At 72.4% G+C, this 21,764-nt stretch carries 21 protein-coding genes and 1 pseudogene; 10 read left to right on the top strand and 12 right to left on the bottom strand.

Annotation, left to right across the window (positions count from 1 at the left end; all coding sequences use genetic code 11):
- Positions 1-21 precede the first annotated feature (21 nt).
- From BXA11_RS43335 to BXA11_RS28315, 6 genes are all read left to right on the top strand, one after another.
- Positions 22-645 carry a hypothetical protein gene (locus BXA11_RS43335; RefSeq protein WP_159454849.1) on the top strand — a complete coding sequence of 208 codons (624 nt, stop codon included), beginning with the start codon at positions 22-24 and terminating at the stop codon, positions 643-645.
- On the top strand, positions 642-1,328 hold the full coding sequence (locus BXA11_RS28335; RefSeq protein ID WP_076439439.1) for a response regulator transcription factor: 687 nt from the start codon (positions 642-644) through the stop codon (positions 1,326-1,328). Before BXA11_RS43335 ends, BXA11_RS28335 begins: the two co-directional genes overlap by 4 nt.
- Positions 1,312-2,919, top strand: coding sequence for a sensor histidine kinase (locus BXA11_RS28330; protein WP_239105183.1), 1,608 nt, complete (start codon positions 1,312-1,314; stop codon positions 2,917-2,919). Before BXA11_RS28335 ends, BXA11_RS28330 begins: the two co-directional genes overlap by 17 nt.
- A gap of 11 nt (positions 2,920-2,930) precedes the next feature.
- Positions 2,931-3,491, top strand: coding sequence for a hypothetical protein (locus BXA11_RS28325; protein WP_076439437.1), 561 nt, complete (start codon positions 2,931-2,933; stop codon positions 3,489-3,491).
- A gap of 78 nt (positions 3,492-3,569) precedes the next feature.
- Entirely contained in the window at positions 3,570-5,297 is a 1,728-nt protein-coding gene (locus BXA11_RS28320; RefSeq protein WP_076439435.1) for an ABC transporter, read from the top strand.
- Positions 5,294-7,006 carry a YfjP family GTPase gene (locus BXA11_RS28315; protein WP_204053908.1) on the top strand — a complete coding sequence of 571 codons (1,713 nt, stop codon included), beginning with the start codon at positions 5,294-5,296 and terminating at the stop codon, positions 7,004-7,006. The genes BXA11_RS28320 and BXA11_RS28315 overlap by 4 nt, the downstream gene beginning before the upstream one ends.
- A gap of 4 nt (positions 7,007-7,010) precedes the next feature.
- Here the strand turns inward: BXA11_RS28315 and BXA11_RS28310 are convergent, their stop codons facing one another.
- From BXA11_RS28310 to BXA11_RS28300, 3 genes are all read right to left on the bottom strand, one after another.
- Complete coding sequence (locus tag BXA11_RS28310; protein WP_076439433.1) at positions 7,011-7,370, bottom strand: carboxymuconolactone decarboxylase family protein; 360 nt, start codon at positions 7,368-7,370, stop codon at positions 7,011-7,013.
- Between the two features lie 80 nt (positions 7,371-7,450).
- Positions 7,451-7,930 (bottom strand): DoxX family protein, encoded by a 480-nt coding sequence (locus BXA11_RS28305; protein ID WP_076439431.1) that lies wholly within the window; start codon positions 7,928-7,930, stop codon positions 7,451-7,453.
- Between the two features lie 121 nt (positions 7,931-8,051).
- The gene (locus tag BXA11_RS28300; RefSeq protein WP_083744645.1) at positions 8,052-9,506 is read right to left on the bottom strand and encodes an MFS transporter; all 1,455 of its coding nucleotides are present in this window, start codon (positions 9,504-9,506) and stop codon (positions 8,052-8,054) included.
- Between the two features lie 248 nt (positions 9,507-9,754).
- On the opposite strand from BXA11_RS28300, the pseudogene BXA11_RS28295 reads away from it, so the two are divergent.
- Both BXA11_RS28295 and BXA11_RS44890 read left to right on the top strand, forming a co-directional pair.
- Positions 9,755-10,713 (top strand): annotated as a pseudogene (locus tag BXA11_RS28295) (FAD-dependent monooxygenase); the annotation flags it as partial.
- Between the two features lie 69 nt (positions 10,714-10,782).
- Entirely contained in the window at positions 10,783-11,133 is a 351-nt protein-coding gene (locus tag BXA11_RS44890; RefSeq protein WP_239105181.1) for an FAD-dependent monooxygenase, read from the top strand.
- Between the two features lie 93 nt (positions 11,134-11,226).
- On the opposite strand, the gene BXA11_RS28290 is transcribed toward BXA11_RS44890, so the two are convergent.
- The 7 genes from BXA11_RS28290 to BXA11_RS28260 form a co-directional block, all read right to left on the bottom strand.
- A complete protein-coding gene (locus BXA11_RS28290; RefSeq protein ID WP_076439429.1) occupies positions 11,227-12,321 on the bottom strand; it encodes an SPFH domain-containing protein in 1,095 nt (364 codons plus the stop codon).
- A gap of 3 nt (positions 12,322-12,324) precedes the next feature.
- Positions 12,325-12,756, bottom strand: coding sequence for an NfeD family protein (locus BXA11_RS28285; protein ID WP_030509138.1), 432 nt, complete (start codon positions 12,754-12,756; stop codon positions 12,325-12,327).
- A gap of 112 nt (positions 12,757-12,868) precedes the next feature.
- Positions 12,869-13,291 (bottom strand): VOC family protein, encoded by a 423-nt coding sequence (locus tag BXA11_RS28280; protein ID WP_076439427.1) that lies wholly within the window; start codon positions 13,289-13,291, stop codon positions 12,869-12,871.
- 46 nt (positions 13,292-13,337) lie between these two features.
- Entirely contained in the window at positions 13,338-14,519 is a 1,182-nt protein-coding gene (locus BXA11_RS28275; protein WP_239105180.1) for a L,D-transpeptidase, read from the bottom strand.
- 38 nt (positions 14,520-14,557) lie between these two features.
- The gene (gene fahA, locus BXA11_RS28270) at positions 14,558-15,649 is read right to left on the bottom strand and encodes a fumarylacetoacetase (protein ID WP_076439537.1); all 1,092 of its coding nucleotides are present in this window, start codon (positions 15,647-15,649) and stop codon (positions 14,558-14,560) included.
- Complete coding sequence (locus BXA11_RS28265; RefSeq protein WP_076439425.1) at positions 15,646-16,812, bottom strand: homogentisate 1,2-dioxygenase; 1,167 nt, start codon at positions 16,810-16,812, stop codon at positions 15,646-15,648. Before BXA11_RS28265 ends, fahA begins: the two co-directional genes overlap by 4 nt.
- A gap of 429 nt (positions 16,813-17,241) precedes the next feature.
- Positions 17,242-17,745, bottom strand: a complete 504-nt coding sequence (locus tag BXA11_RS28260) for a helix-turn-helix domain-containing protein (RefSeq protein ID WP_076439423.1) — start codon at positions 17,743-17,745, stop codon at positions 17,242-17,244.
- Positions 17,746-18,075: 330 nt separating this feature from the next.
- Between BXA11_RS28260 and BXA11_RS28255 the strand changes: the two genes are divergently transcribed.
- Entirely contained in the window at positions 18,076-18,369 is a 294-nt protein-coding gene (locus tag BXA11_RS28255; protein WP_143734565.1) for a hypothetical protein, read from the top strand.
- A gap of 348 nt (positions 18,370-18,717) precedes the next feature.
- On the opposite strand, the gene BXA11_RS28250 is transcribed toward BXA11_RS28255, so the two are convergent.
- Positions 18,718-19,371: a helix-turn-helix domain-containing protein gene (locus tag BXA11_RS28250; protein WP_239105179.1), complete on the bottom strand. Its 654-nt coding sequence runs from the start codon at positions 19,369-19,371 to the stop codon at positions 18,718-18,720.
- A gap of 100 nt (positions 19,372-19,471) precedes the next feature.
- Here BXA11_RS28250 and BXA11_RS28245 point away from each other — a divergent pair, with 100 nt between their 5' ends.
- A complete protein-coding gene (locus BXA11_RS28245; protein ID WP_076439419.1) occupies positions 19,472-20,596 on the top strand; it encodes an NAD(P)/FAD-dependent oxidoreductase in 1,125 nt (374 codons plus the stop codon).
- A gap of 8 nt (positions 20,597-20,604) precedes the next feature.
- On the opposite strand, the gene BXA11_RS28240 is transcribed toward BXA11_RS28245, so the two are convergent.
- Positions 20,605-21,762 carry a PucR family transcriptional regulator gene (locus BXA11_RS28240; protein WP_076439417.1) on the bottom strand — a complete coding sequence of 386 codons (1,158 nt, stop codon included), beginning with the start codon at positions 21,760-21,762 and terminating at the stop codon, positions 20,605-20,607.
- Positions 21,763-21,764: the final 2 nt, after the last annotated feature.

Raw genomic sequence — 21,764 nt, 5'->3', positions numbered from 1 at the left:
ACCCATGGAAGGGAGATGGATGTGAGCAGGAGCGACACCGAGGAGCTTCTGGAGACCTCGCCGTACGACGACGACCTCCAGGAGGTGCTGGGGGCGCGTCCCGCCCGGGCGGGCGGGTCGAAGCTGACGCTGGCCCTGGCCGGAGGCGTCCTGCTCGTGGCCGGGCTGCTCCTCGGCATCCAGGTGCAGAAGCTCCTGGGCGGCTCCACGGCGGGCCGGTTCCCGTCCCGCGCGCCCGGCGCCGGTGCGTTCGCGGGCGCCGGTCAGGCCGCGGGAGGTGGCGGACCGGGCGGCGGGTACGCCCGGGGCGCGGGCGGGGCCGACGGCTTCGCGGGCGGCGGCGCCGGGCGTGCGGGCGGCGGAGCGGGCGCAGGGGCAGGTGCAGGAGCGGGGCCCGGCGGCATGACCTTCGGCACGGTCAAGCTGGTCGACGGCGACAAGATCTACGTCCAGACCGTGAACGGCGGCGTGGTCACGGTGACGACCTCGGGCGGCACCAAGGTGCGGGTCACCCGGTCGGGGAAGGTCTCCGACCTCAAGCCGGGCAGTTTCGTCACCGTCGCGGGGACCGCCGACGCGGAGGGCCAGGTGGCGGCGACGTCCGTCACCGAGGGCGCGGCCACGGGCCGGAGGGTGGGGTCGTGATCGGGGAAGGCCGTCTGCTGGTCGTCGACGACGAGCCCGACATCAGGGAGTTGCTGTCGGCGAGCCTGCGCTACGCCGGGTTCGAGGTGATCACCGCGTCCTCCGGCCGCGACGCGGTCCAGATCGCCGGCAAGGTGCGCCCCGACCTGATCGTGCTCGACGTCATGCTGCCTGATCTGGACGGCTTCGCCGTCTCCGACCGGCTCCACGCCTCCGGGCGGCGGATCCCTGTGCTGTTCCTCACCGCCAGAGACGCGAACGAGGACAAGATCATCGGGCTCGGCTGCGGCGACGACTACGTCACCAAGCCGTTCAGCCTGGAGGAGCTGCTCGCGCGGATCCGGGCCGTGCTGCGGCGCACACGCGGCGACGCCGCCCCCGCCCGGCTGCGCGTCGGCGATCTGGAGCTCGACGAGGAATCCCGCCAGGTCTGGCGGGAGGGCGCCCCCGTACGGCTGTCGCCCACCGAGTTCAAGCTGCTGCACTACTTCATGGTCAACCAGGGCCGGGTGGTGTCGAAGGCGCAGATCCTCGACCACGTCTGGCACTACGACTTCGGCGGCGACCACAACGTCGTCGAGTCGTACGTCTCCTATCTGCGGCGAAAGATCGACACCGCCGAGCCCAAACTGATCCACACGCTCCGCGGCGTGGGCTATGTCCTCCGTGCGCCGCGTCAGTGACCTGCTCCACGCCCGCAGGCCGGCCGGCGACGCCGGCGCCGAGGCCGGTGCGAAAGCCGGAGCTGCGGCCGGTGAGTCCGAGCGCGCCCGCCGGTGGCCCCGGCTGCCGCGCATGGCCGGTGTGCTGCGCCTGCTGAGCATCCGCGAGCTGCGGCGGCGGGCCGCGAGGACCCCGCTGTGGCTGCGGCTCGTGGCGGGGACGCTGCTGCTCGTGACTCTCGCGATCGCGCTCACCGGCGGCTTCGCCGTACAGCTCCTGCGGGGCTACCTGGTGGACCGGGTCGACGCGCAGCTCACGGCCGTCGGCCGGCGCCCGACGGAACTGCCTCCGCCCCAGGTCATGGGCAACGCGTTCCGGCCGCCGCGGCAGTTCGGCTCGTTCTACATCGTCCTGCTCGACCGGGACGGCACCGTCGTCCGCACCGTCCAGGAGCCGCCGAACGCCGACCCGCTGCCCGCGCTGCCCACCCCCCGGCAGGACCGCAGGCAGTGGCTGTTCACGGTCGAGGACCCTTCGGGAGCGCTGTGGCGGGCGATCGCCGTACGCGAGGAGGACGGCACCCGCTTCCGCGTCGCGGCCATCAGCCTGGCCGACATCGACGGCACGGTCTCCCGGTTGGCGGTGATCGTCCTCGGGGTCGGCCTGGCGGTGCTCGTCGCGCTCGGGGTCGCCTGCTACTGGCTTGTACGGCGCAGCCTGCGCCCGCTGGGGGAGATCGAACGGACGGCGGAGGCGATCGCGGCGGGCGACCTGTCACGGCGCGTCCCGCTCCGGCACCGGCGCACGGAGATGGGCCGTCTCGGCCGGTCGATCAACGGCATGCTCGCCCAGATCGAGACGGCCTTCCGGGAGCGGGAGGCGTCGCAGGAGCGGATGCGCCGGTTCATGGCCGACGCCTCCCACGAACTGCGCACCCCGCTCACCTCGATCCGCGGCTTCGCCGAGCTGTACCGGCAGCAGAATTCGCAGGACCCCGTCCTGCTGCTGCGCCGCATCGAGGACCAGGCCGTACGCATGGGCCTGCTGGTGGACGACCTGCTGCTGCTCGCCCGGCTCGACCAGCAGCGCCCCCTCGAACGCCGCCCGGTCGACGTGCTCAGCCTCGCGGCGGGGGCGGTGCTCGACGCGCAGACCCTCGCGCCGGACCGGGAGATCGACCTGCTGCGGCTGGACGACTCGGACGAACCGGTGCGGGTGCTCGGCGACGAGGCGCGGCTGCGCCAGGTCGTCGGCAACCTCGTCGGCAACGCCCTGAGGCACACCCCCGCGGGCACCGCGTTCCGCGTCGGTGTGGGGATCGTGTCCGGATCGCAGGCCCTGATCGAGGTGGCCGACGACGGGCCCGGCCTGGGCCCCGGCGACGCCGAGCGCGTCTTCGAGAGGTTCTACCGCGCCGATCCCTCGCGCAGCCGGTCGCACTCCGGCGGCACGGGGCTCGGGCTGTCCATCGCCGCCGCTCTCGTGCATGCCCACGGCGGCACCATCACGGCCGACAGCGAGCCCGGCCGCGGCGCGGTGTTCCGCGTCCGCCTCCCCGCGTGCCCTCCTCGAAGAGAGACCCCTCGACAAGAGGCTCCGACGAAAGGCTAGGGTGATCCCCCTTGCGATACCTGTCCATCGCCGTCGCCGCGGCGGCCCTGGCCCTCACGGTGACCGGCTGCGGCGGCGGTGACGACACCGCCGCCACGACCACCACGCAGGCCGCCGCCGGCGGTGGTTCGAGCGCCGACCCCCGGGCCGCGTTCACCGAGTGCCTGCGCAAGAACGGCGTCACGCTGCCCACCGGGCGTCCTTCCCGGGGGCCGGACGGACGGCCGAGCGGCAGGCCCAGCACCTGGCCGAAAGAACGGCCCAGCGCCTGGCCGAGCGGGCGGCCCAGCGGCGGATTCGGCGGGTTCCGGTCGATGGACCCCGCCATGAGCAAGGCGTTCGAGGCGTGCCGTTCCCTGATGCCGCAAGGCGGCCGGGGCGGGTTCGGCGGCCGGCGCGGCGCCGACCCCCAGGCCATGCAGGCGTTCCGCACCTGCATGAAGGACAACGGCGCCGAACTGCCCGCCGACGGCCGCGTACGCGGCCTGGCCACAGCGGACCCCAAGGTGGCCAAGGCGTACGACAAGTGCAAGGTGCTGCTCCCGACGCCCACAGCCGCGCCCACCGGCTGACCCCCGAGAGCGGCCGGAGCCACCCGGAGCTAGCCGGAGCGGCTGATTCGGCGGCCTTCCACAGGGAAGGTCGCAAGTATGGCGGGGAACGACAGGCTGCGGGCCGCCCTGGAGAGCCTGCGGCGTCACCTCGATCAGGACCTGTTCCCCCTGGCAATCGGGGACGCCGCGGCCGACCGGCGCGTCCTGGGAGAGTTGCGCGGGCAGCTCGACGACTACCTGCTGCCCCGCCTGTCGGCCATCGACGCGCCGCTGCTCGCCGTGGTCGGCGGCTCCACGGGGGCGGGCAAGTCCACCCTGGTCAACTCGCTGGCCGGTGTGATCGTGACCGAGCCCGGGGTGCTGCGGCCCACCACGCTCGCGCCGACCCTGGTGTGCAGCCCCGCCGACGTCGCCTGGTTCACCTCCGCCACCGTCCTGCCCGGGCTGGCCAGGGTGACGGGCGGGGCGGCCTGCGCGGGACGCGGCGAGCCGGGCACCCTGCGGATCGCCCCCGTGGACGCGCTGCCTCCAGGGCTGGCGCTGCTCGACGCCCCCGACATCGACTCGGTCGTGACGGCCAACCGCGAACTGGCCGCGCAGCTGCTCGCCGCGGCCGACCTGTGGCTGTTCGTCACGACCGCCGCGCGGTACGCCGACGAGGTGCCGTGGAGCTTCCTGCGCCTGGCCCGGGAGCGGAGCACGGCGCTCGCGGTGATCCTCCAGCGGGTCCCGGCCGAGGCACGCGAGCCCGTGGCCGCCGACCTGACCCGGCTCCTGCACGAGAACGGCCTGGGCGGCACACCGCTGTTCGCCGTCCCCGAGCTGGAGCTGCCGTCGGAGCGCGCCCGGCTGCCCGCCCACGTCGTGCAGCCGATCGCGACCTGGCTCGCCGATCTGACCGTGGACGCCAAGGCGCGGGCCGAGGTCGTACGGCGGACTCTGACCGGCGCACTGGACAGCCTCGGCACCCGGGTGCCCGACCTGGCCGACCGGGTGGAGCGCCAGCGGGCAGGGATCGCCGAGCTGCGCGACATCGCGAGCAGGGCGTACGACGTGGCGATGTCGGCGTTCGACGAGGGGATGCGCGACGGCAGGCTGCTGCGCGGCGAGGTGCTGGCCCGCTGGCAGGACTTCGTCGGCACCGGCGACCTCATGCGGGCCCTGGAGTCCCGCATCGGCTGGCTGCGCGACCGCCTCGTCGCCACGTTCCGGGGCCGTCCTGCGCCCGACAGGGAGCTGCGGATCGCGCTGGAGAGCGGGGTGGAGTCACTGATCCGCGCCACCGCCGACGCCGCCGCGGAGCGGGCCGTGGAGGCGTGGCTGGCGCTTCCCGCCGGGCGTGACCTGCTGGAGAAGTCGGGTGTCGCCGTCTCCGGGCGGCTCGGCCGCGCGTCCGCCGATCTGCCCGGCCGGGCCGGCGCGGCCGTACGCGCCTGGCAGGGGCACGTGCTCGACCTCGTCCGCTCCGAGGGCGCCGACCGGCGCACGCTCGCCCGGGCGGCGTCGTTCGGCGTGAACAGTCTCGGCGTGCTGATCATGCTGGCGGTGTTCTCCACGACCGGCGGGATCACCGGCATCGAGCTGGGCATCGCCGGTGGCACCGGCGTGCTCAGCCAGAAGCTGCTCGAAGCCGTCTTCGGCGACCAGGCCGTGCGCACGCTGACCCAGGAGGCCCGCGAGGACCTGCGGCGGCGCGTCCGCGCGCTGCTCGACGAGGAACGCGCCCGCTTCATCTCCCTCGTGGAGGGACTGGGCCCGGCCCCGGAGACGGCGGCCCGGCTGCGGGAGGCCGCCAAGGCCGTGCAGGAGAGGGGCCTCCTGTGAAGCTCCTGGGCAGGAAGACGGAGGTGTCGCTGGACGACCGGCTGGAGGCGCTCGCGGAGGCCGGCGACCTGGCGGAGGGCCGGCTCGGCCAGGAGGCCGTGGACCACGCGCGCGCCGTGGTCGCCCGGGCCGGCGTACGGCGCGGCCTGTCGGTCGAGCACACCGCGGTCGCCCTCGCCGGGGCGACGGGGAGCGGCAAGTCGTCGCTGTTCAACGCCCTTTCCGGGACCGAGCTGGCGACGGTGGGGGTGACCCGGCCGACGACGGCCAAGGCGCAGGCGGCCCTGTGGGGCGCCGGCGGCTCGGGACCGCTGCTCGACTGGCTCGACGTCCCGCTGCGTCACACGGTCGAGGCCGACGCGTCGGGGCTGATCCTGCTCGATCTGCCCGACCACGACTCCATCGAGCTGTCCCACCGCAGGGAGGTCGACCGCCTGGTCGCCGCGGTCGACCTGCTGGTCTGGGTCCTCGACCCGCAGAAGTACGCCGACGCCGCCGTGCACGAGCGCTACCTGCGCCCGCTCGCCCGGCACCGCGACGTCATGGTCGTCGTGCTCAACCAGGTGGACCGGCTGCCGGAGCGGTCGGTCAAGCGCTGCCTCGACGACCTGCGCGGCCTGCTCGCGGCCGACGGGCTCGAAGGGGTGCCGGTGCTCGGCGTCTCCGCCCGCACCGGCGAGGGTGTCCCCGAGCTGCGGGCGCTGCTCGACCGGCAGGTCTCCCGCCGCCGCGCATGGTCGTCCCGGCTCGCCGCCGACGTGGCCTCGGCCGCCGCCGCGCTCTGGGCCGGCACCCGGCCTCCGGACGCCCTCTCCCCGGACACCCCGTCCCCACACGCGCAGCCCCCGGACGTCTTCTCGCTGGACGCGCAGCCTCCGGGCGCCCTGCCGGCCGCGCGGGAGCCGGAGGCGGCCGGCGCGCCGCCCGCGCCGGGACAGGTCGCGGTGCCGGAGGTCGCCGTGAGCAGGGCGCTGACGCGGGCGCTGGCCCGGGCGGCGGGGGTGCCCGCCGTGGTCGAGGCGGTCGCGAAGTCGCATCGGCACCGCTCGATCGCCGCGACGGGCTGGCCGGTGACGCGCTGGCTGCGCAGGCTGCGGCCCGACCCGCTGCGCCGTCTCCACCTGGCCAAGGGCGCCCGTTCCTCGCTGCCCGCGGCCACCGCCGTGGAGGTCTCGGCCGTGGACACCGCCCTGCGCGACGTCGGGGCCGCCGCCTCGGCCACGGTGCCCGAGCCGTGGGCGACGGCCGTACGGCACGCGGCGCGGTCGCGGTCGGAGGAGCTGACGGACGCCCTGGACCGCACGGTCGCGGCGGCGACCTCGGGCCGCGTCTCCGGCGCCCCTCGGTGGTGGCGTGTGGCGGGGACGGCGCAGTGGCTGACCGTCGCCGCGATGGTCGCCGGCGCGCTCTGGCTTCTCGTGCGCTTCGCGCTGGACTATCTCATGCTGCCCGGGCTTCCCACCCCCACGGTCGGCCGCGCGCCGTGGCCGACGGTGCTCCTGCTGGGCGGCGCGCTGGCGGGGGTGGTGATCGCCGCGCTGTGCCGGGTGTTCGCCTGGGCGGGAGGGCGGCGCAGGGCCCGCAGAGCCGCCAAGGCGCTGCGCGCCGGCATCGCACAGGTCGCCGGGGAGCTGATCGTCGCACCGACACGCGACGAGCTGGCGCGTTACGCCCGTTTCGCCGATCGCATCACCCGTGCCACCTCCTGACCCTTCAACGGGCGGAGGAGCCACCCTTGTCCGGCGCGGCTTCGCGCATCGCGTGCAGGGCAAGGGTGGAGTGCGCGTAGGCGCCGCCGGCGCGCATCTCCGCGGCCACCCAGATCGCCTCCATGATCTCCTCCGGACTGGCCCCCTTGCGACGGGCCAGACGGGTGTGCCCGTCTATGCAGTACGGGCACTGCGTGACGTGCGCGACCGCCACCGCGATCAGCTGCTTCGTCTTCTCCGGCAGCGCACCGTCGGCGAACACGGCACGGCCGAAGTCGTCGAACGCCTCGTGAATGTCCGGGGCGAGTCGCCTGCGCCACTTCGCGATCTCAGGCGTGGTCCTGTGGTAGACGGGCTCGGTCACGCCGTCGCCTTCCTTTCCGTAGGCATGCGGTGGTGCCGGTGAGCCCGAGCGTCGTCAAGCCTCGGCACGTCATACGGGCGTCATCGGGACGTGTGTTCCATGACCTTCGCCCTGCGCCCCTGCCACAGGTTGTCGGCGGCGAGGGCGCCTCCTCCGCTGAAGGCGATGGCGAGGCTCGCCGCCGCGAGACCCAGGACGAACTCGACGCCGTCGTCGGCGATGAAGAAGCCCTTGCTGCCGTGAACGAAGACGATCGCTCCCAGCATGTCGAGCGTGAGCAGCGTGCCGACCACCGGCAGCAGCAGCCCGAGCACCAGTGCGATGCCTCCGGCCAGCTCCAAGGTCGCGATCCCTAGGGCCGACACCCACGGGAAGGGCACGCCCTGAGATTTGAAGAATGCCGCCGTGCCGCCGATGCCCGACATCGCGAACTTCTCCCACCCGTTCGCGATGAAGACGGTGCCCAGGCCGATGCGGGCGAGTAGCAGCGAGATCCGCCGTGCCCTCTCGATCAGCGCCGGCTGATCGTTCGACGTGGGGCTACCCGCACGCGCGTCCATGGCGGCCTACCGAGCGACGAGGCGACATATTCACGACGCTATGGTCCGGTTGGACAGCCGGACAAGCCCTGTCCGGTCAATGGTCCGTCCGGTTATCCACGGGCCGTCCTGCCCGAATGCTTCATCCGGGCTGCCGGTCGGCGCGGCGCTCGACGAACACGTCGGCGACCCCGGCGGCCAGGGCGGCCAGCACGAACACGATGTTGACCAGCAGTGCTTGCTGAAACGACGCCGCATAGATGCCGTGAGCCGAGCCCACCGCCGCGATACCGATGGAGGCGCCGATGCGCTGTCCCATCTGCAACACGCCGGCGGCAACCCCTGCCTCGGCGACAGGCACAGCCGACAAGGTCAGCGTCTGGTTGGGCGAGACGATCAGGCCGTTGCCCACCCCGGCGACGAACAAGGGCGCCGCGACCGCCCAGGCCGCGTTCTGGCCGGAAACCAGCCGCATGGCGGGTTCGGTGGCGGCCAATCCGAGGGTGACGAGCACCAGCCCGAACACGACCAGCGGGCGGCCGAACCGGACGACGACCCGGCCACCGAACGCGGCGCTGAGTGCCGATCCCAGCGCGAACGCCGCGCTCACCCAGCCCGCTCGCAGCGCGGAGTAGTGCAGGCCCTCCTGCAGATATTGGGTGATGAGGAAGAAGATCGCGGTGAATCCGCCGAAGTAGAGCAGCGCGAGCAGGGTTCCGAGGGCATACGAGCCTCGGCGGAACAAAGAAAGATCGACTATCGGGTCGTGGCGCTTCCCATACCAGCGCTCCCAGCCCACGAAGCCGGTGAGCACGACGGCCCCGGCCAGTATCAGCAGCCACTTGCTCGATCCCGGCCATGCGCGCCCCTCCACGAGCGGAAGGATCAGCAGCAGGACGCCGGCGGCCAGGAGCAGCACTCCCACAGGATCCATGCTTTCCCGCCGCCGCCGCTTCCCGGCCGGCCGCCCGGGGATGTACAGGTACGCCAAGATCATGGCGATGAGGCTGATGGGGATGCTGACGTGCAGGACGTGGCGCCACCCCTCCCGCTCACCGCTGAACCGGATGAGCAGGCCGCCGAGCAGCGGGCCGACCGCGGTCGAGATGCTCATCGTGGCACCCAGCAGGCCGAACGCCCGGCCGCGCTCCGCGTCCTGGAAAAGCTGCTGGATCAGACCGGTGACCTGCGGAGCGATCACTCCCGCTGCCGCCCCCTGGGCGACTCGTGCCACGATCAGCCAACTCGATTCGGGGGCGGCTCCCGCGGCGGCGCTGGCCAGGGTGAACAGGGCCGCGCCGAAGAGAAACACGTTGCGCCGGCCGTGCGTGTCACCGAATCGCCCGGCGGGCACCAGCAGCAGCCCGAAGGCGAACGCGTATCCCGACACCACCCACTGCAGGTCGCTCGGCGGGGCGTTCAGCGCGATGCGGATGGAGGGCAGCGCCACGTTGACGATGCTGATGTCCAGCCAGGTGACGAAACCGGCGATCAGGCAGACGGTCAGCGCCTTCCAGCGGCGGGGGTCGGCGACCTTCTGCCCGTGCCTGCCGGGCGTCCCACCTGCGGGGACTCCGCTGCTGACCCGGTCAGGCACCGGTACGCGCACCTCGTCTTGGCGAAGCGGCGGGGAACCGCTCACCCTCCCCGGAGATGTCCACGCACCCGGTCAAAGCCTTCCCCCCACGCGTCCGGCAGCAGTAGTCCCCCTGACCGGGTACCCGTCAACTCCCTCCTCACCTACAGCGACGACAGTCGTCACGGGAATTTGGTGGGGCGACGCGGCGGCAGGGCGTGGCAGGCGCCTGACAGGGATTCGGCAGAGCGGCCTGTCACGGTCAGGACATGCATGAGAACACGGACGTACTGATCGCCGGGGCCGGTCCCACCGGGCTCACCCTCGCGGTGGACCTGGCCCGCCGGGGCGTCGCCTTCCGCATCGTCGACCAGGCGCCCGAGCCCGCGGCCGGCTCCAAGGGCAAGGGCCTGCAACCGCGTACGCAGGAGGTCTTCGACGACCTCGGGGTGATCGGCCCGATCCTGGCCGCGGCGACGCCCTACCCGCCGTTGCGGGTCAGGATGGGCGCGGTGCCGATCTGGCGGGCCCGCATGCACAGGTCGGCCGCGGCCACGGACGCCGTGCCGTACCCGATGGTGCTGATGCATCCGCAGTGGCGCACCGAGGCGGTGCTGCGCGAGCGCCTGGCCGAGCTGGGCGGAGAGGTGGAGCAGGGCAGCGCGCTGACCGGCTTCGAGCAGGACGCGGACGGGGTGACCGCCAGGCTCGGCACGGGAGAGCGCCTGCGGGCGCGTTACCTGGTCGCGGCGGACGGCGGCAGGAGCCCGGTGCGCAAGGCCCTCGGCATCGGCTTCACCGGCGAGACCCGCGAGGAGGAGCGGATGGCCCTCGGCGACGTACGGGCCGAGGGGATCGACCGGGACCACATCCACGTCTGGGTGCGGCCGGGCAGGGGGATGGTGGCGCTCTACCCGATGGCCGGCACCGGCACCTTCCAGATGATCGCCTCGCTGAAGCCAGGGGCCGCGCCGGAGCAGACGTTGCCCGCGTATCAGCGGATCCTCGCCGAGAGGTCCATGCTGCGCGGGGTGCGCCTGACCGAGCTGCTGTGGTCCTCCCTCTATCGGGTGAACATCCGCCTCGCCGACCGCTATCGGTCCGGCCGGGTCTTCCTGGCCGGGGACGCCGTCCACGTGCACCCGCCGGCGGGCGGGCAGGGCTCAACACCGGCGTCCATGACGCCTACAACCTGGGCTGGAAGCTCGCCAGGGTGCTCGCGGGAGCGCCGGAGGCGCTGCTGGACACCTACGAGGAGGAGCGCAGGCCCGTCGCCGCCCGGGTGCTCGGACTCAGCGTGGATCTCGCCGGCAAGAAGTCCTACAAACGCGGAGAGGAGACCTACCAGCTCTCGCTGAGCTATCGGGGCGGCTCGCTCGCCCGGCGCGGCGGCGACCGGGTGCCGGACGGCCCGCTGACGCTCGCGGGAGGGACGCGGGCCCGCATGTTCGACCTGCTGCGGGGCCCGCACTTCACCCTGCTGTCCCCCGGCCCCGCTCCGCGCGTCCCCGGCGGTCCCGCGGTGCGCGCGTACGCGCCGGCCGAGCCGTACGGCGGCGAGCGGCACACCCTCGTGCGCCCGGACGGATACGTCGGAGTCTCCACGTCCTCGAACGAGGAGCTCGCCGCCTACCTGGCCATGGTCTGACGCCGGGCTGAGGACCGGTCGTGCACAGCCGGGGCGGCGCCCCGCCCGGAGGCCGGGAAGCCGCGGCCGGGCAGGGGGCGAGCCGTCCGGGAGCTACGGCCGCTCGTCCGGGCGTACGGCGTGGGCCGGGTCGGGGTTGGGCACGCCGTCCGTGCCGAGGGCGGGGCGGCCCGCCTCGATCTGGCGCGGCCCCAGCTCGCTGTCCTCGGCCGCCGCCTTTGCCTCGGCGGCGGCGCGCTCGGCCTCGGCGACCGCCTCGTCGCGCACCGTCCTCCGCTCGTGCTCCCTGGCGTCCGTCACGGTGGCCCGGCTCGCGGGCAGCGACTCGGTGAACGCCTTGGACAACGTGTTGAGCGCCGAGGTGACCTCGCTCGGGATCACCCACATCGTGTTGCCCTGGCCCTGGGCGAGCTGGGGCAGCACCTGGAGGTACTGGTAGGCGAGCAGCTTGGGGTCGGGGTCGTTGCGGTGCACGGCCTGGAACACCTCGTCGATCGCCTGCGACTGACCCTGGGCCTTGAGGATCTGGGAGGTGCGCTCGCCCTCGGCGCGCAGGATCGCGCTCTGCTTGTCGCCCTCGGCGGTGAGGATCTGCGACTGCCGCTGGCCTTCGGCGGTGAGGATCGCCGCCCGCTTGTCCCGCTCGGCGCGCATCTGCTTCTCCATGGCGTCCTTGATGGTCTTCGGCGGGTCGATCGCCTTGATCTCGACCCGGTTGACCCGGATGCCCCACTTGCCGGTGGCATCGTCCAGCACGCCGCGCAGCTGACTGTTGATCATGTCACGGGAGGTGAGCGTCTTCTCCAGATCCATGCCGCCGACGACGTTGCGCAGCGTCGTCACGGTGAGCTGCTCGACGCCCTGGATGAAGTTCGCGATCTCGTACTCCGCCGCCCGGGGATCGGTGACCTGGAAATACAGCACCGTGTCGATGTCCACGACGAGGTTGTCCTCGGTGATGACCGGCTGCGGCTTGAACGACACCACCTGCTCGCGCAGGTCCAGCAGCGGGCGGACCCGGTCGATGTAGGGGATGACGAAGTTCAGGCCGGGGCCCAGCGTGCGGTAGTACCTGCCCAGGCGCTCGACGTTGCCGGCTCTGGCCTGGGGCACGATCCGGACCGCTCGCAGCACCGTCAGGATCGCGACGAACGCGATGACGATTCCGGCGATCAGTGCAGCGTCCATTGCTCACTCCCGGGGATATACGAGGGCGGTGGCGCCCTCGATCTCTATGACGTCGACCGTGGCCCCCGGTGGGATCACGAGCGTCTCGTCGTAGGCACGGGCCGACCACTCCTCGCTGCCGATCTGCACCCGGCCGTCCCTGCCGGTGACCTCCTTGGTCACGTACGCGGACTTGCCGACGAGGGCGGACACCCCGAAGCGCTTCAGCGGCGGCTGCTTGATGTGCCGGAGCGCGATCGGGCGCACTCCGGCGAGGCCGGCGGCGGAGGCGATGACGAACACGGCCAGCTGGAGCGCGGGCGGCAGCCCGACGGCCGCGACGGCGGTCGTGAGCAGCGCCGCGATGGACAGCAGCCCCAATGACGCGGTCAGCGTGAAGATCTCCGCCACGCCCAGCGCCGCCGCCAGGATGAGCCAAATGATCCACGGGTCCATTGCCGCCTCCATAGCGATGAACGAACACCGCTCGGGTGGGGTTCCTCCTCAAACCTAACGCGTTAGGTCGCGTTGTCCCAGAGGCCGGGCCTCACCCAGGGGACTCGGAGCCTCACGCAGGGGAAGCGGTGACGCGGAACTCGTTGTCCTCGGGGTCGGCCATCAGGATGTGGTCGTCGAACGCCTCCAGAATCGTGCCGCCGGCGCGCACCAGCCGGGCGGCCTCCGCCCTGATCCGCTCCCACCGGTCGGCGGCTGTGCCGTCCCCCGGCACGCGGACGTCGATGTGGAGCCGGTTCTCCGCCGTCTTCCGCTCCGGGACGCGGAAGATGGAGAGCCGGGGACCGGCCCCCTCGGGGTCGCGGAGGCAGGCGCCGTCGTCCTCCGCGCCGCCGGCCGGCAGCGCGAACGACTCCTCACCGGTCGCGTGCCCGGCTGCCGGGACCTCGTCGACGTAGCCGAGCGCCGTCTTCCAGAACTCGGCGACGAGCCGCGCGTTCTCGCAGTAAAGGGTCAGATCGATTGCTACTGCCATGACTCGACCGTAATGCAGAACGCTGACTTGAATGCGGCCACCTCTGTCAAGAGGCGGCGGAAGGGGTCGTGGCGCCCTCGTGCCGGAGGGCGCTGCCGGCCAGCCACCGGGGCCAGGAGAGCTGCCAGTAGCCCCAGCCGTTGTTCCACTCCAGCTCGCGTGTGGTGCCGGTGACGATGACGGGATCGCCGCGCAGCGCGTGATCGTAGAACCACCGTGCCTGGTCGGGACGGACGTTCACGCAGCCGTGGCTGACGTTCGCCCGGCCCTGCGCCCACACGTTGTCCAGCGCGTGGACGTACTCCCCGCTGTTGGAGATCCGCACGGCGTAGTCGATGAGCTTGTCGTAGTAGCCGGGGTCGCCCTTGCGGCGGCCCGGCGAGACCATGCGGACGGGGTTGCCCTTGTCCATTGTGAGGTGGATCCCGCTCGTGGTCGTGTATTCCCTGGTGGTCGCCCTGCCCGCGCTGATCGGTATGTGCTGGGCCGGCTTCCCGTCCTGCCGCACCACCATCTGGTGGGTGCGGGTGTCGACGGTGCTGACCATGGCCCGCCCCACGGTGAAGGCCACGGTCCGGTCCGCGGAGCCGTACGTGCCGGGGGCGGCGCGGACGCCGGCGAGATGGGCGGTGACGCGCACCTCGCCACCGGCCGGCCACCACTTCCGCGGCCGGTAGACGACCTGGGTGGAGCTCGCCCAGTGCCAGGCGCCCTCGGCCGGGCCCCGGACCTCCAGCGCCCGCTCGACCGCCGCGCGGTCCTCGACCGGACCGGTGAACGTCATGATGACCGGCATGCCGACCCCGACGGTCTCCCCGTCGGACGGGACGACCGAGGCCACGGCGAGCTCGTGGCGCGGGGTGAGTGTGCGGAACCGGCCCGCGACCTGGGCGGTGACGCTCTGGGGCCCGGTCGCGACGGCGTTGACGACATGTTGGGTGCCCGGACGCAGCGTCCACGACGACCGCCACACCGTGTGGGCCGGATCGAACGCGCCGGGCACCGGGTCGCGTCCCGCGAACGCCAGCACACTGGTCAGCCTGCCGCCCTCCGCCCTGACGACCAGTCCCGCGTCCGGCGGGACCGCCGCCGCGCCGGAGGCCGGGCTCATCGTGATGCGCGGCGCGGGCGGCACGCGTACGGCGCAGCCCGCGGCGAGCGCGGGACAGGCCACGAGCAGCACCGCGAGCAGGGCGCGGGCGGCGGGAGGCAGGGTGCGTGGCTTCACGGGCACCCAAGATAGCGAGGGGTGACGACAGAAATACGCTAAGTCGCCGGAAGGACCTTCCCCGAGACCTCGCCGAGGCTGATCCCGTGCGAGGTCCAGGCGGTGATCGTCACGGTGTCGCCGTCCTCCAGGAAGGTCCGGGTCTCGCCGGGCAGCTTGAGCGGGTCCGCGCCGTTCCAGGTCAGTTCGATGAGCGAGCCGGGCTGCCCGACCGACGACACCGTCCCGCTCGCGAACAGGTCGCCCGTGCGCAGCGAGGCGCCGTTCACGGTCATGTGGGCGAGCATCTGGTCGGGCGTCCAGTACATGTCGCGGAACGACGGCGTCGAGACCGCCTCGCCGTTCAGCTCGACGTGGAGGGTGAGGTCGAGCCCCCAGGGCGCCTGCCGGCGAAGGTAGGCGGGCGGCTCGGGCTCCTGCGACCGGCCCTCGACCCTGGCCCCCTCCAGCGCTTCGAGGGGCGTGATCCACGCGGACATCGAGGTGGCGAACGACTTGCCCAGGAACGGCCCGAGCGGGACGTACTCCCACGCCTGGATGTCGCGCGCGCTCCAGTCGTTGACGAGCGTCACCCCGAACACGTGGTCGTCGAACGCGCCGGCGCGCTCGCCGAGCCGCGTCGGCGTCCCGACGACGAAGCCGACCTCCGCCTCGATGTCGAGCCGCTGCGAGGGGCCGAACGACGGCCGCTGCCCGCACGGCCGCCTGATCGGCGTCCCCGAGACGACGACGGTGCCCGCCCGCCCGTGGTAGCCGACGGGCAGGTGCCGCCAGTTCGGCTTCAGCGGCTCGTCGTCCGGGCGGAGGATCCGCCCGAGGTTCGACGCGTGCTCCAGCGAGGCGTAGAAGTCCACGTAGTCGGCCACCTCGACCGGCAGGTGCAGGGTCACCTCCGCCAGCGGGACCAGGTGGTCGCCCGTGGCCGCCGCCTCGCGTGCCCGCGCCCGCGTCTCCTGCCAGGCCGCACGGCCCAGGGCCAGCAGCGGGTTGAGGCTGGGCGCCGCGTAGACGTCCCCGCCGAGGGCCGCCGCCAGGTCGAGGACCTGGTCCCCGACCCGGACGCCGACCCTGCGGGGCTCGCCGGGCCGGGAGAACACCCCGTACGGCAGGTTGTCGAGCCCGAAGCTCATCGCGCCCACGTCCACGCGTAGTCGGTGTCCTCGCACGCGAGGGCGGCCTGGCCGAGGTCGAGCGGGCGGAACGTGTCGATCATCACGGCCATCTCGGTCGTCTCGGTGTGTCCCCGGCGCACGGCCTCGACCGCCGCCTCCACCGCGCCCGGCTGCGGACCGTGCGTGAAGCCGGCCGGGTGCAGCGAGATCGAGCCGACGTCGATGCCGGACCCCTTCCTGGCCGTGTAGTCGCCGCCCACGTAGAACATGAACTCGTCGGAGTCCACGTTGTGGTGGTTGTACGGGATCGGCACGGCCTCCGGGTGGAAGTCCAGCGGCCGGGGGCAGAACGAGCAGACGACGAAGCCCGGGCCCTCGAAGGTCTGGTGGACCGGCGGCGGCGCGTGGGTGCGCTTCACGATCGGCTCGAAGTCCTGGATGTTGAACGCGTACGGGTAGAGGCAGCCGTCCCAGCCCACCACGTCGAAGGGATGGTGGGCGTAGGTCAGCCTGGTGAGCCCGCCCCGCGTCCTGACCAGGACCGGGACCTCCTCGCCGTCGACGAGTAGCGGCTCGGCCGGCGCGCGCAGGTCGCGCTCGCAGTACGGCGCGTGCTCCAGGAACTGGCCGAACTGGGACAGGTAGCGCTTCGGCGGCCTGATGTGCCCGGCCGCCTCCACCACCAGCGCCGTCACCGGGCCCTCGGGCACCCACCGGTGGATCGTCCCCGTCGGGATCACCACGTAGTCGCCCTCGGCCACGTCGAGCGCGCCGTACGCCGACTCGAACCGGGCCCGGCCGCTCGCGATGTAGACGCACTCGTCGCCCATCGAGTCGCGGTACAGCTCGCTGGGCGCGTCCGTCGCGGCGTACGAGATGCGGACGTCGGAGTTGCCCGCGAGCAGCATGCGCCCGGAGACCAGGTCGCCGTCGGGCGTCAGATCCCGGGTGCGGAAATGGCGGGGGGACAGCGGCATGTTGGGGGTCAGCCCGGGCGCTCCCGCGTCCACGGCCTCGGCCTTGACGATGGCCGTCGGCGCGTGGCGGTGGTAGAGCAGCGAGGAGTCGGAGGAGAAGCCCTCCTCTCCCATGAGCTCCTCCTTGTACAGCCCGCCGCCGGGCGCGCGGAACTGCACGTGGCGCTTGCGCGGCACCAGCCCGACCACGCGGTAGTACGGCATGACGCCTCCTCTGCCGGTCCCTTGGATTTGTCGTCCGTTTATCGGACGTCAGTGTCCTATATATGTACGACGATTCGCCATGTGTGGCCGGATGTCAAGGTGTAGGGGGGCCGCTCAACGAGCGGGTGCAGGAAGAACCGGCAAGCACTCCACAAGAACCGACCACATAGTGGCTACCAAGGACGAGCAGCGTCCTTCAGGTCCCCAGGGGGTTTCGCAATCTCCGCCCAAGTTTCGTCCTGCCCGCCACGGCGTGGCTGGTCTCGGACCACCGCCGGGTCGAGAAACCGGACCTCGGCTCACCATCCTGACGTCGGCAAAACCGTCACACCCGCCGGCATGTTGCGTGAACGCCGTCGGCAGGCAGGTTGGACAACAAGCCAAGCATCTGAAGGCGAGGCCGTCCGCCTGCGTCTGTGACGTACTGAATTAAAGATCAGACCCAATGGCTGCCGCCGATATGCGGTGCTCCCGCGGCGATACACCATAGGTGGCGCGGAAAGTGCGGCTAAAGTGCGCGGCATCGGTGAAGCCCCAGCGGGCGGCGATGGTCTGGATGGGAAGAGAACGCTTGCGGATGTCGGCGAGATCGCGGTGACACTGCTCTATACGGCACCGGCGAATCCATGCCGCTACGGTGGTGCCCTGTTCCTGAAAAATCTTGTACAAGTGTCGGACGGAGATATGGTGTGTTGCGGCGATGGTATCCGGCGTCAGATCCGGGTCGCTAAGCCGCTGCCGAATGAAGTCGTGGATCAGCGACAGTAGAGCCTGGCGCCGCGACTCGGGTGACAGAGAAGCGCTGGCCTCGAGTTGGTGGGCGCAGGCGGTCGCAATCAGTTCGAGGCTAATAGCGGTCAGCGCTTCCGCGAGGGTGCAGCCGGGCCTGCTCTCGGACCCTAGCAAGGTAGTCGTCTCGTATACGGTCAGCACGAGCGCCGTGAATCTGAGCTGCTGGACGCGCGGCTACTCGTTCCCCGACAACCAGGTCCCCCGCTTCGTTGACGTTCCGCTGAGTCAATTCGTCGCCACCAAGCTTCCATAAGTCGGGGCGGCGCGAGAAATGCGGATTCTCCGATCCGGCCGGACTTGGCAGGCCGGCCGGATCGGAGAACGAGCGAGCATACCAGGGCCGGTCCCCTGAGATCGGCGTTTCCCGCGCGTACGCTGGGAGGGCCAGAGATCGAGCGGGTACGGAGCGACTGCATGATTATGCGAAATACGGATGGAGCCTGCGCGACCTCCAGAGCTCGGGTGTTGACCGTGGGGCTGGTGATCGTGGGCGCTCTGGCCTCGAGTGCCTGTCAACCTCGTGCCGAGGCGATGTTTCACATCATCAACTACAGTCAGGAAACCGTCACGGTGGGGTGGAAGTCGAACGGTGGGTCTTTCCTGACCCTTGACCCTGGGGAAGGATATCCCTACGGCGTCGCGGACAGCGATTGCACCAATCCAGAGCCGGACGCGATCCTGATCGCGACGAGTGAGACTGGAAAGATCTACACCTACGGCCCGCGGATCTGCAGGGGGACATCCTGGCTGATAGGTAAACAGTGAGCATGTACGTGTAGTAGTGGTCCTAGCCAGGGCTGGTGAACGACGGACTGGTCGCACGTACGGAGCCGGGAAAGACGTATACGTACGATCCGCCGGTCTGCCGGGAAAAGACCTGGGCGGTCCATGAATAAGGCCGGTTCCGGCATTGGTCGCGAGCGTGATCAGGGCAAGGCGCGGCGCTCGCCGTAGGCGAGCATACGGGTCACGTTTGCCGCATGAGGCGGTTTCACCCTGGCTTGGCCGCTCACGAGAACGGCCGCACGATGACCAGGACTTCAAGCAGATGCAGCAGGTGACGTCCAATCGCCGCACCACCAGGCGACCGCTTATCGAAGGGGGTGGTGACCGTCAGCGCGGGGGCTCGGACAGGGCGGAGGCGAGGCGGCAGGCGGCCTCCAGGACCAGGGGGCCCACCTTGTCCGCGTCGAGGTCGGCGAAGCTGACCACGCCGACGGACGCCTCCAGCCACGGCAGGCCCGAAACCGGCGCGGCGATGCCCTGGGCGCCCTCCTGGAGGTGTCCGCTGCTCGTGTGCAGCGCCGGCTCCGTGCGGCCCTCGCGCAGCGCGAGCAGCGCCAGCCCGGCCGCGCCGCGCGTCAGCGGATGGCGGGAGCCCTCCCGGTAGGCGACGTGGAAGTCGGTCCACGACGGTTCGACCACCGCGACCGCGAGGCCCTCGTCGCCCTCGGCCACGGTCAGGTGCGCGGTCGCCCCGGCCTGCTCCGCGAGCGCACGCAGCGCCGGCAGCGCCGTCGCCCGCAGCAGCGGATGCACGGCCTGGGCCAGCGCGAGCACCCCGAACCCCAGATGCACACGGCCGTGCGCGTCCCGCCGGGCGAAGCCCTCGGCCTGCAGGGTCGTCAGCAGCCGGTAGACGATCGGCCGGCTCAGGCCCAGCTCCTGGGCGAGCTCGGTCGGCGTGCGGCCCCGGTTCGCGTCCGCGAGCAGCCGTAACAGCCGTAAACCCCGTTCGAGCGTCTGCGCCGATTCGGCCGCCATCATGACTCTGATTATCGCCGCATCGGTGCGTCTGTAGGCGGAACCCGCATCCGACGTAGCCTACGTCGGATGCTGGTGTCGGTCCGCGATCAAGGAGCGGTGGATGAAGTCGGCGATCGTCGTGGGGGCGGGGATCTGGGGGGCGTCGCTGGCGCTGCGGCTGGCCGACGAGGGCTGGACGGTGACGCTCGTCGAGCAGTACGCGCCGGGTCACATTCGTCAGGCCAGCGCGGGGGAGACCCGCCTGCTGCGCTGCGCCCACGGCTCCGACGACTGGTATCCCCGCTTGGCCTGGCAGGCCCGCGACGCCTGGCGCAAGCTGGAGCAGCGGACCGGCGAGGAGCTGTACGTCGAGTCGGGGCTGATGTGGTTCGCCCGCGACCCGGACGGCTGGGAGGCGCGCAGCGCCCGGGTGCTGGAGCGGCTGCACATCCCCTGCGAGCTGCTCGACCCGGCCGAGGCGGCGCGGCGGTTCCCCGGCCTGCGCGGCGACGACCTCGCCTTCGTGCTGTGGGAGCCGAACGCCGGCGTGCTGCGGGCCCGGCGGGCGACGCAGGTGATCGCGCGCCTGGCCGGCGCGGCCGGCGTCAGGCAGGTCCGCGCCCGGGCCGTGCCGTACGGACGGGGGGCCGGGGTGGTGGCGGACGGCGAGGTGCTGACGGCGGACCGCGTGGTGTGGGCGTGCGGCGCGTGGCTGCCGCGGCTGTTCCCGCATGAGGCGGGACACGTCGAGGTGACGCGGCAGGACACCTTCCACTTCGGGGTGCCCAGGGACTGGACCACGCCGCCGCTGCCCGCGTTCTGCGACTACGACCTGGCGGCGTACGGGCACGGCGACCTGGACGGCATGGGGATGAAGGTCACCGGCGACGCCGAGGGCGAGCCGTACGACCCGGAGAGCGGCGGCAGGCGGGTGCTGCGGCACACCGAGGAGCAGGCGCGCGCCTACCTGGCCAGGCGCTTCCCTTCGCTGGTGGGCGCGCCGGTGGTGTTCAGCCAGGTCTGCCAGTACGCGCTGACCAGGGACGCCGAATGGATCGTCGCCGAGATCGACGACGGCGTCTGGCTGCTCGGCGGCGAGTCCGGGCACGGGTTCAAGCACGCCCCGGCCCTGGCCGGATACGTCGCGGAGATCCTCGACGGCGCGCGGGAGCCGGAGGCCCGGTTCGGCCTGCACGAGCGGCGGACGGCCCGGGGCCTGCGCACCAGCGGCGGCACCCTCTCCTAGGCGTCTTCCTAGGCGTCGGGCGGCTTCCGGCGGGCCTGACGGGCGCGCAGGACGATCTCCAGCTCGAACCGGACGTCGGGGTCGGCGAGCGCCTCGCCGTACAGCTGCTCGATCTGGCGCAGGCGGTAGCGCACAGTCTGCGGGTGGACGTGGAGCGCCGCGGCGACCTCCGCGACGCCCCGGCCGTGACGCAGCCAGGCGAGCAGGGTCTCGGCCAGGCGGTCCTGCTGGTTCTGGCGCAGGTGGGCGAGCGGCGCGAGACGCACCTCCGCCAGGGCGGCCACGAGGTCCTCGTCCTTGAAGACGACCAGTGTGGCCATGTGGTCGGCGCAGCGCAGCAGCCTCCGCCGGGGCAGGATGCCGCGGGTGCCGAGGTCGAGGGCCTCCCTGGCCCAGCCGAGCGAGTTCGCGACGGCGGCGAGCGGCACGGCGGGGCCGATGGCGGCCCGCCAGCCGCGCAGGGCGTTCTCCAGCGCCTGCACGCGCCCGGGGCCGCCGGGGTCCGGCACCACGAGACACGGGACGTTGCGGTCGAGCCCGGTCAGCACGTCGGGCGGCAGCACCGGCAGGGGAGAACCGCCGTCGCGTTCCTCCAGGGCCACCCCGGCGACCATGCGGGGGGGCCGCCAGCCGGCCGCCCTGGCCAGGTCGGCGACCGCCTCCGGCGAGGCCGCGGGACGGGTGAGCAGCAGGTCGAGCAGCCGCCGGCGGCGGCGCACCATCTCTCCTGCCGCGTGCGCCCGCGCCTCGGCGAAGCCGGCCGCGGCCGCGTCGGCGAGCTGGTCGAGGTAGACGAAGATGGCCTCGCCCAGGTCGTACAGCGTCCGCGGATCGAGGCCGAGCTGTTCGGACTGCTCGGTGAGCCGCCGCCACGCGACCCGCGCGCCCAGCCGCATGGCGGTCTGGAAGGGCTCGAGGCCGCGCCCCTCGGCGGCCTCGCCCCTGCCGATCGTCCGGAAGACCTCGGGGTCCCACGCCGCCCGCGGGTTCTCGATGCGTTCGAGGAATCCGTGCAGCGCCTGGTTGACCGCCAGCCGCAGGACCTTGATGTAGACCCCGTCCTCCGGGCGGGCGTACTCGGGCACTCGCCGCTGGATCTCGGCGATCACCCGGTCCGCGACGTCGCCGACGCGGGGACGCAGCAGCCTCGCGACACCCGCAGGCACCG

Source organism: Microbispora rosea, from assembly GCF_900156315.1.
Taxonomy (GTDB): Bacteria; Actinomycetota; Actinomycetes; order Streptosporangiales; family Streptosporangiaceae; genus Microbispora; species Microbispora rosea.
The sequence above is the reverse complement of the archived record's forward strand: the minus strand, read 5'-3'. Positions and strand labels throughout refer to the sequence as shown.

Bases quoted from the DNA above. Each gene is read 5' to 3' on its own strand.
- BXA11_RS28245 (WP_076439419.1), top strand. From the start codon at position 19,472: ATGAAGTCGGCGATCGTCGTGGGGGCGGGGATCTGGGGGGCGTCGCTG.
- BXA11_RS28320 (WP_076439435.1), top strand. From the start codon at position 3,570: ATGGCGGGGAACGACAGGCTGCGGGCCGCCCTGGAGAGCCTGCGGCGT.
- BXA11_RS28280 (WP_076439427.1), bottom strand. From the start codon at position 13,291: ATGGCAGTAGCAATCGATCTGACCCTTTACTGCGAGAACGCGCGGCTC.
- BXA11_RS28285 (WP_030509138.1), bottom strand. From the start codon at position 12,756: ATGGACCCGTGGATCATTTGGCTCATCCTGGCGGCGGCGCTGGGCGTG.
- BXA11_RS28250 (WP_239105179.1), bottom strand. From the start codon at position 19,371: ATGATGGCGGCCGAATCGGCGCAGACGCTCGAACGGGGTTTACGGCTG.
- BXA11_RS28265 (WP_076439425.1), bottom strand. From the start codon at position 16,812: ATGCCGTACTACCGCGTGGTCGGGCTGGTGCCGCGCAAGCGCCACGTG.
- BXA11_RS28290 (WP_076439429.1), bottom strand. From the start codon at position 12,321: ATGGACGCTGCACTGATCGCCGGAATCGTCATCGCGTTCGTCGCGATC.
- fahA (WP_076439537.1), bottom strand. From the start codon at position 15,649: ATGAGCTTCGGGCTCGACAACCTGCCGTACGGGGTGTTCTCCCGGCCC.
- BXA11_RS28305 (WP_076439431.1), bottom strand. From the start codon at position 7,930: ATGGACGCGCGTGCGGGTAGCCCCACGTCGAACGATCAGCCGGCGCTG.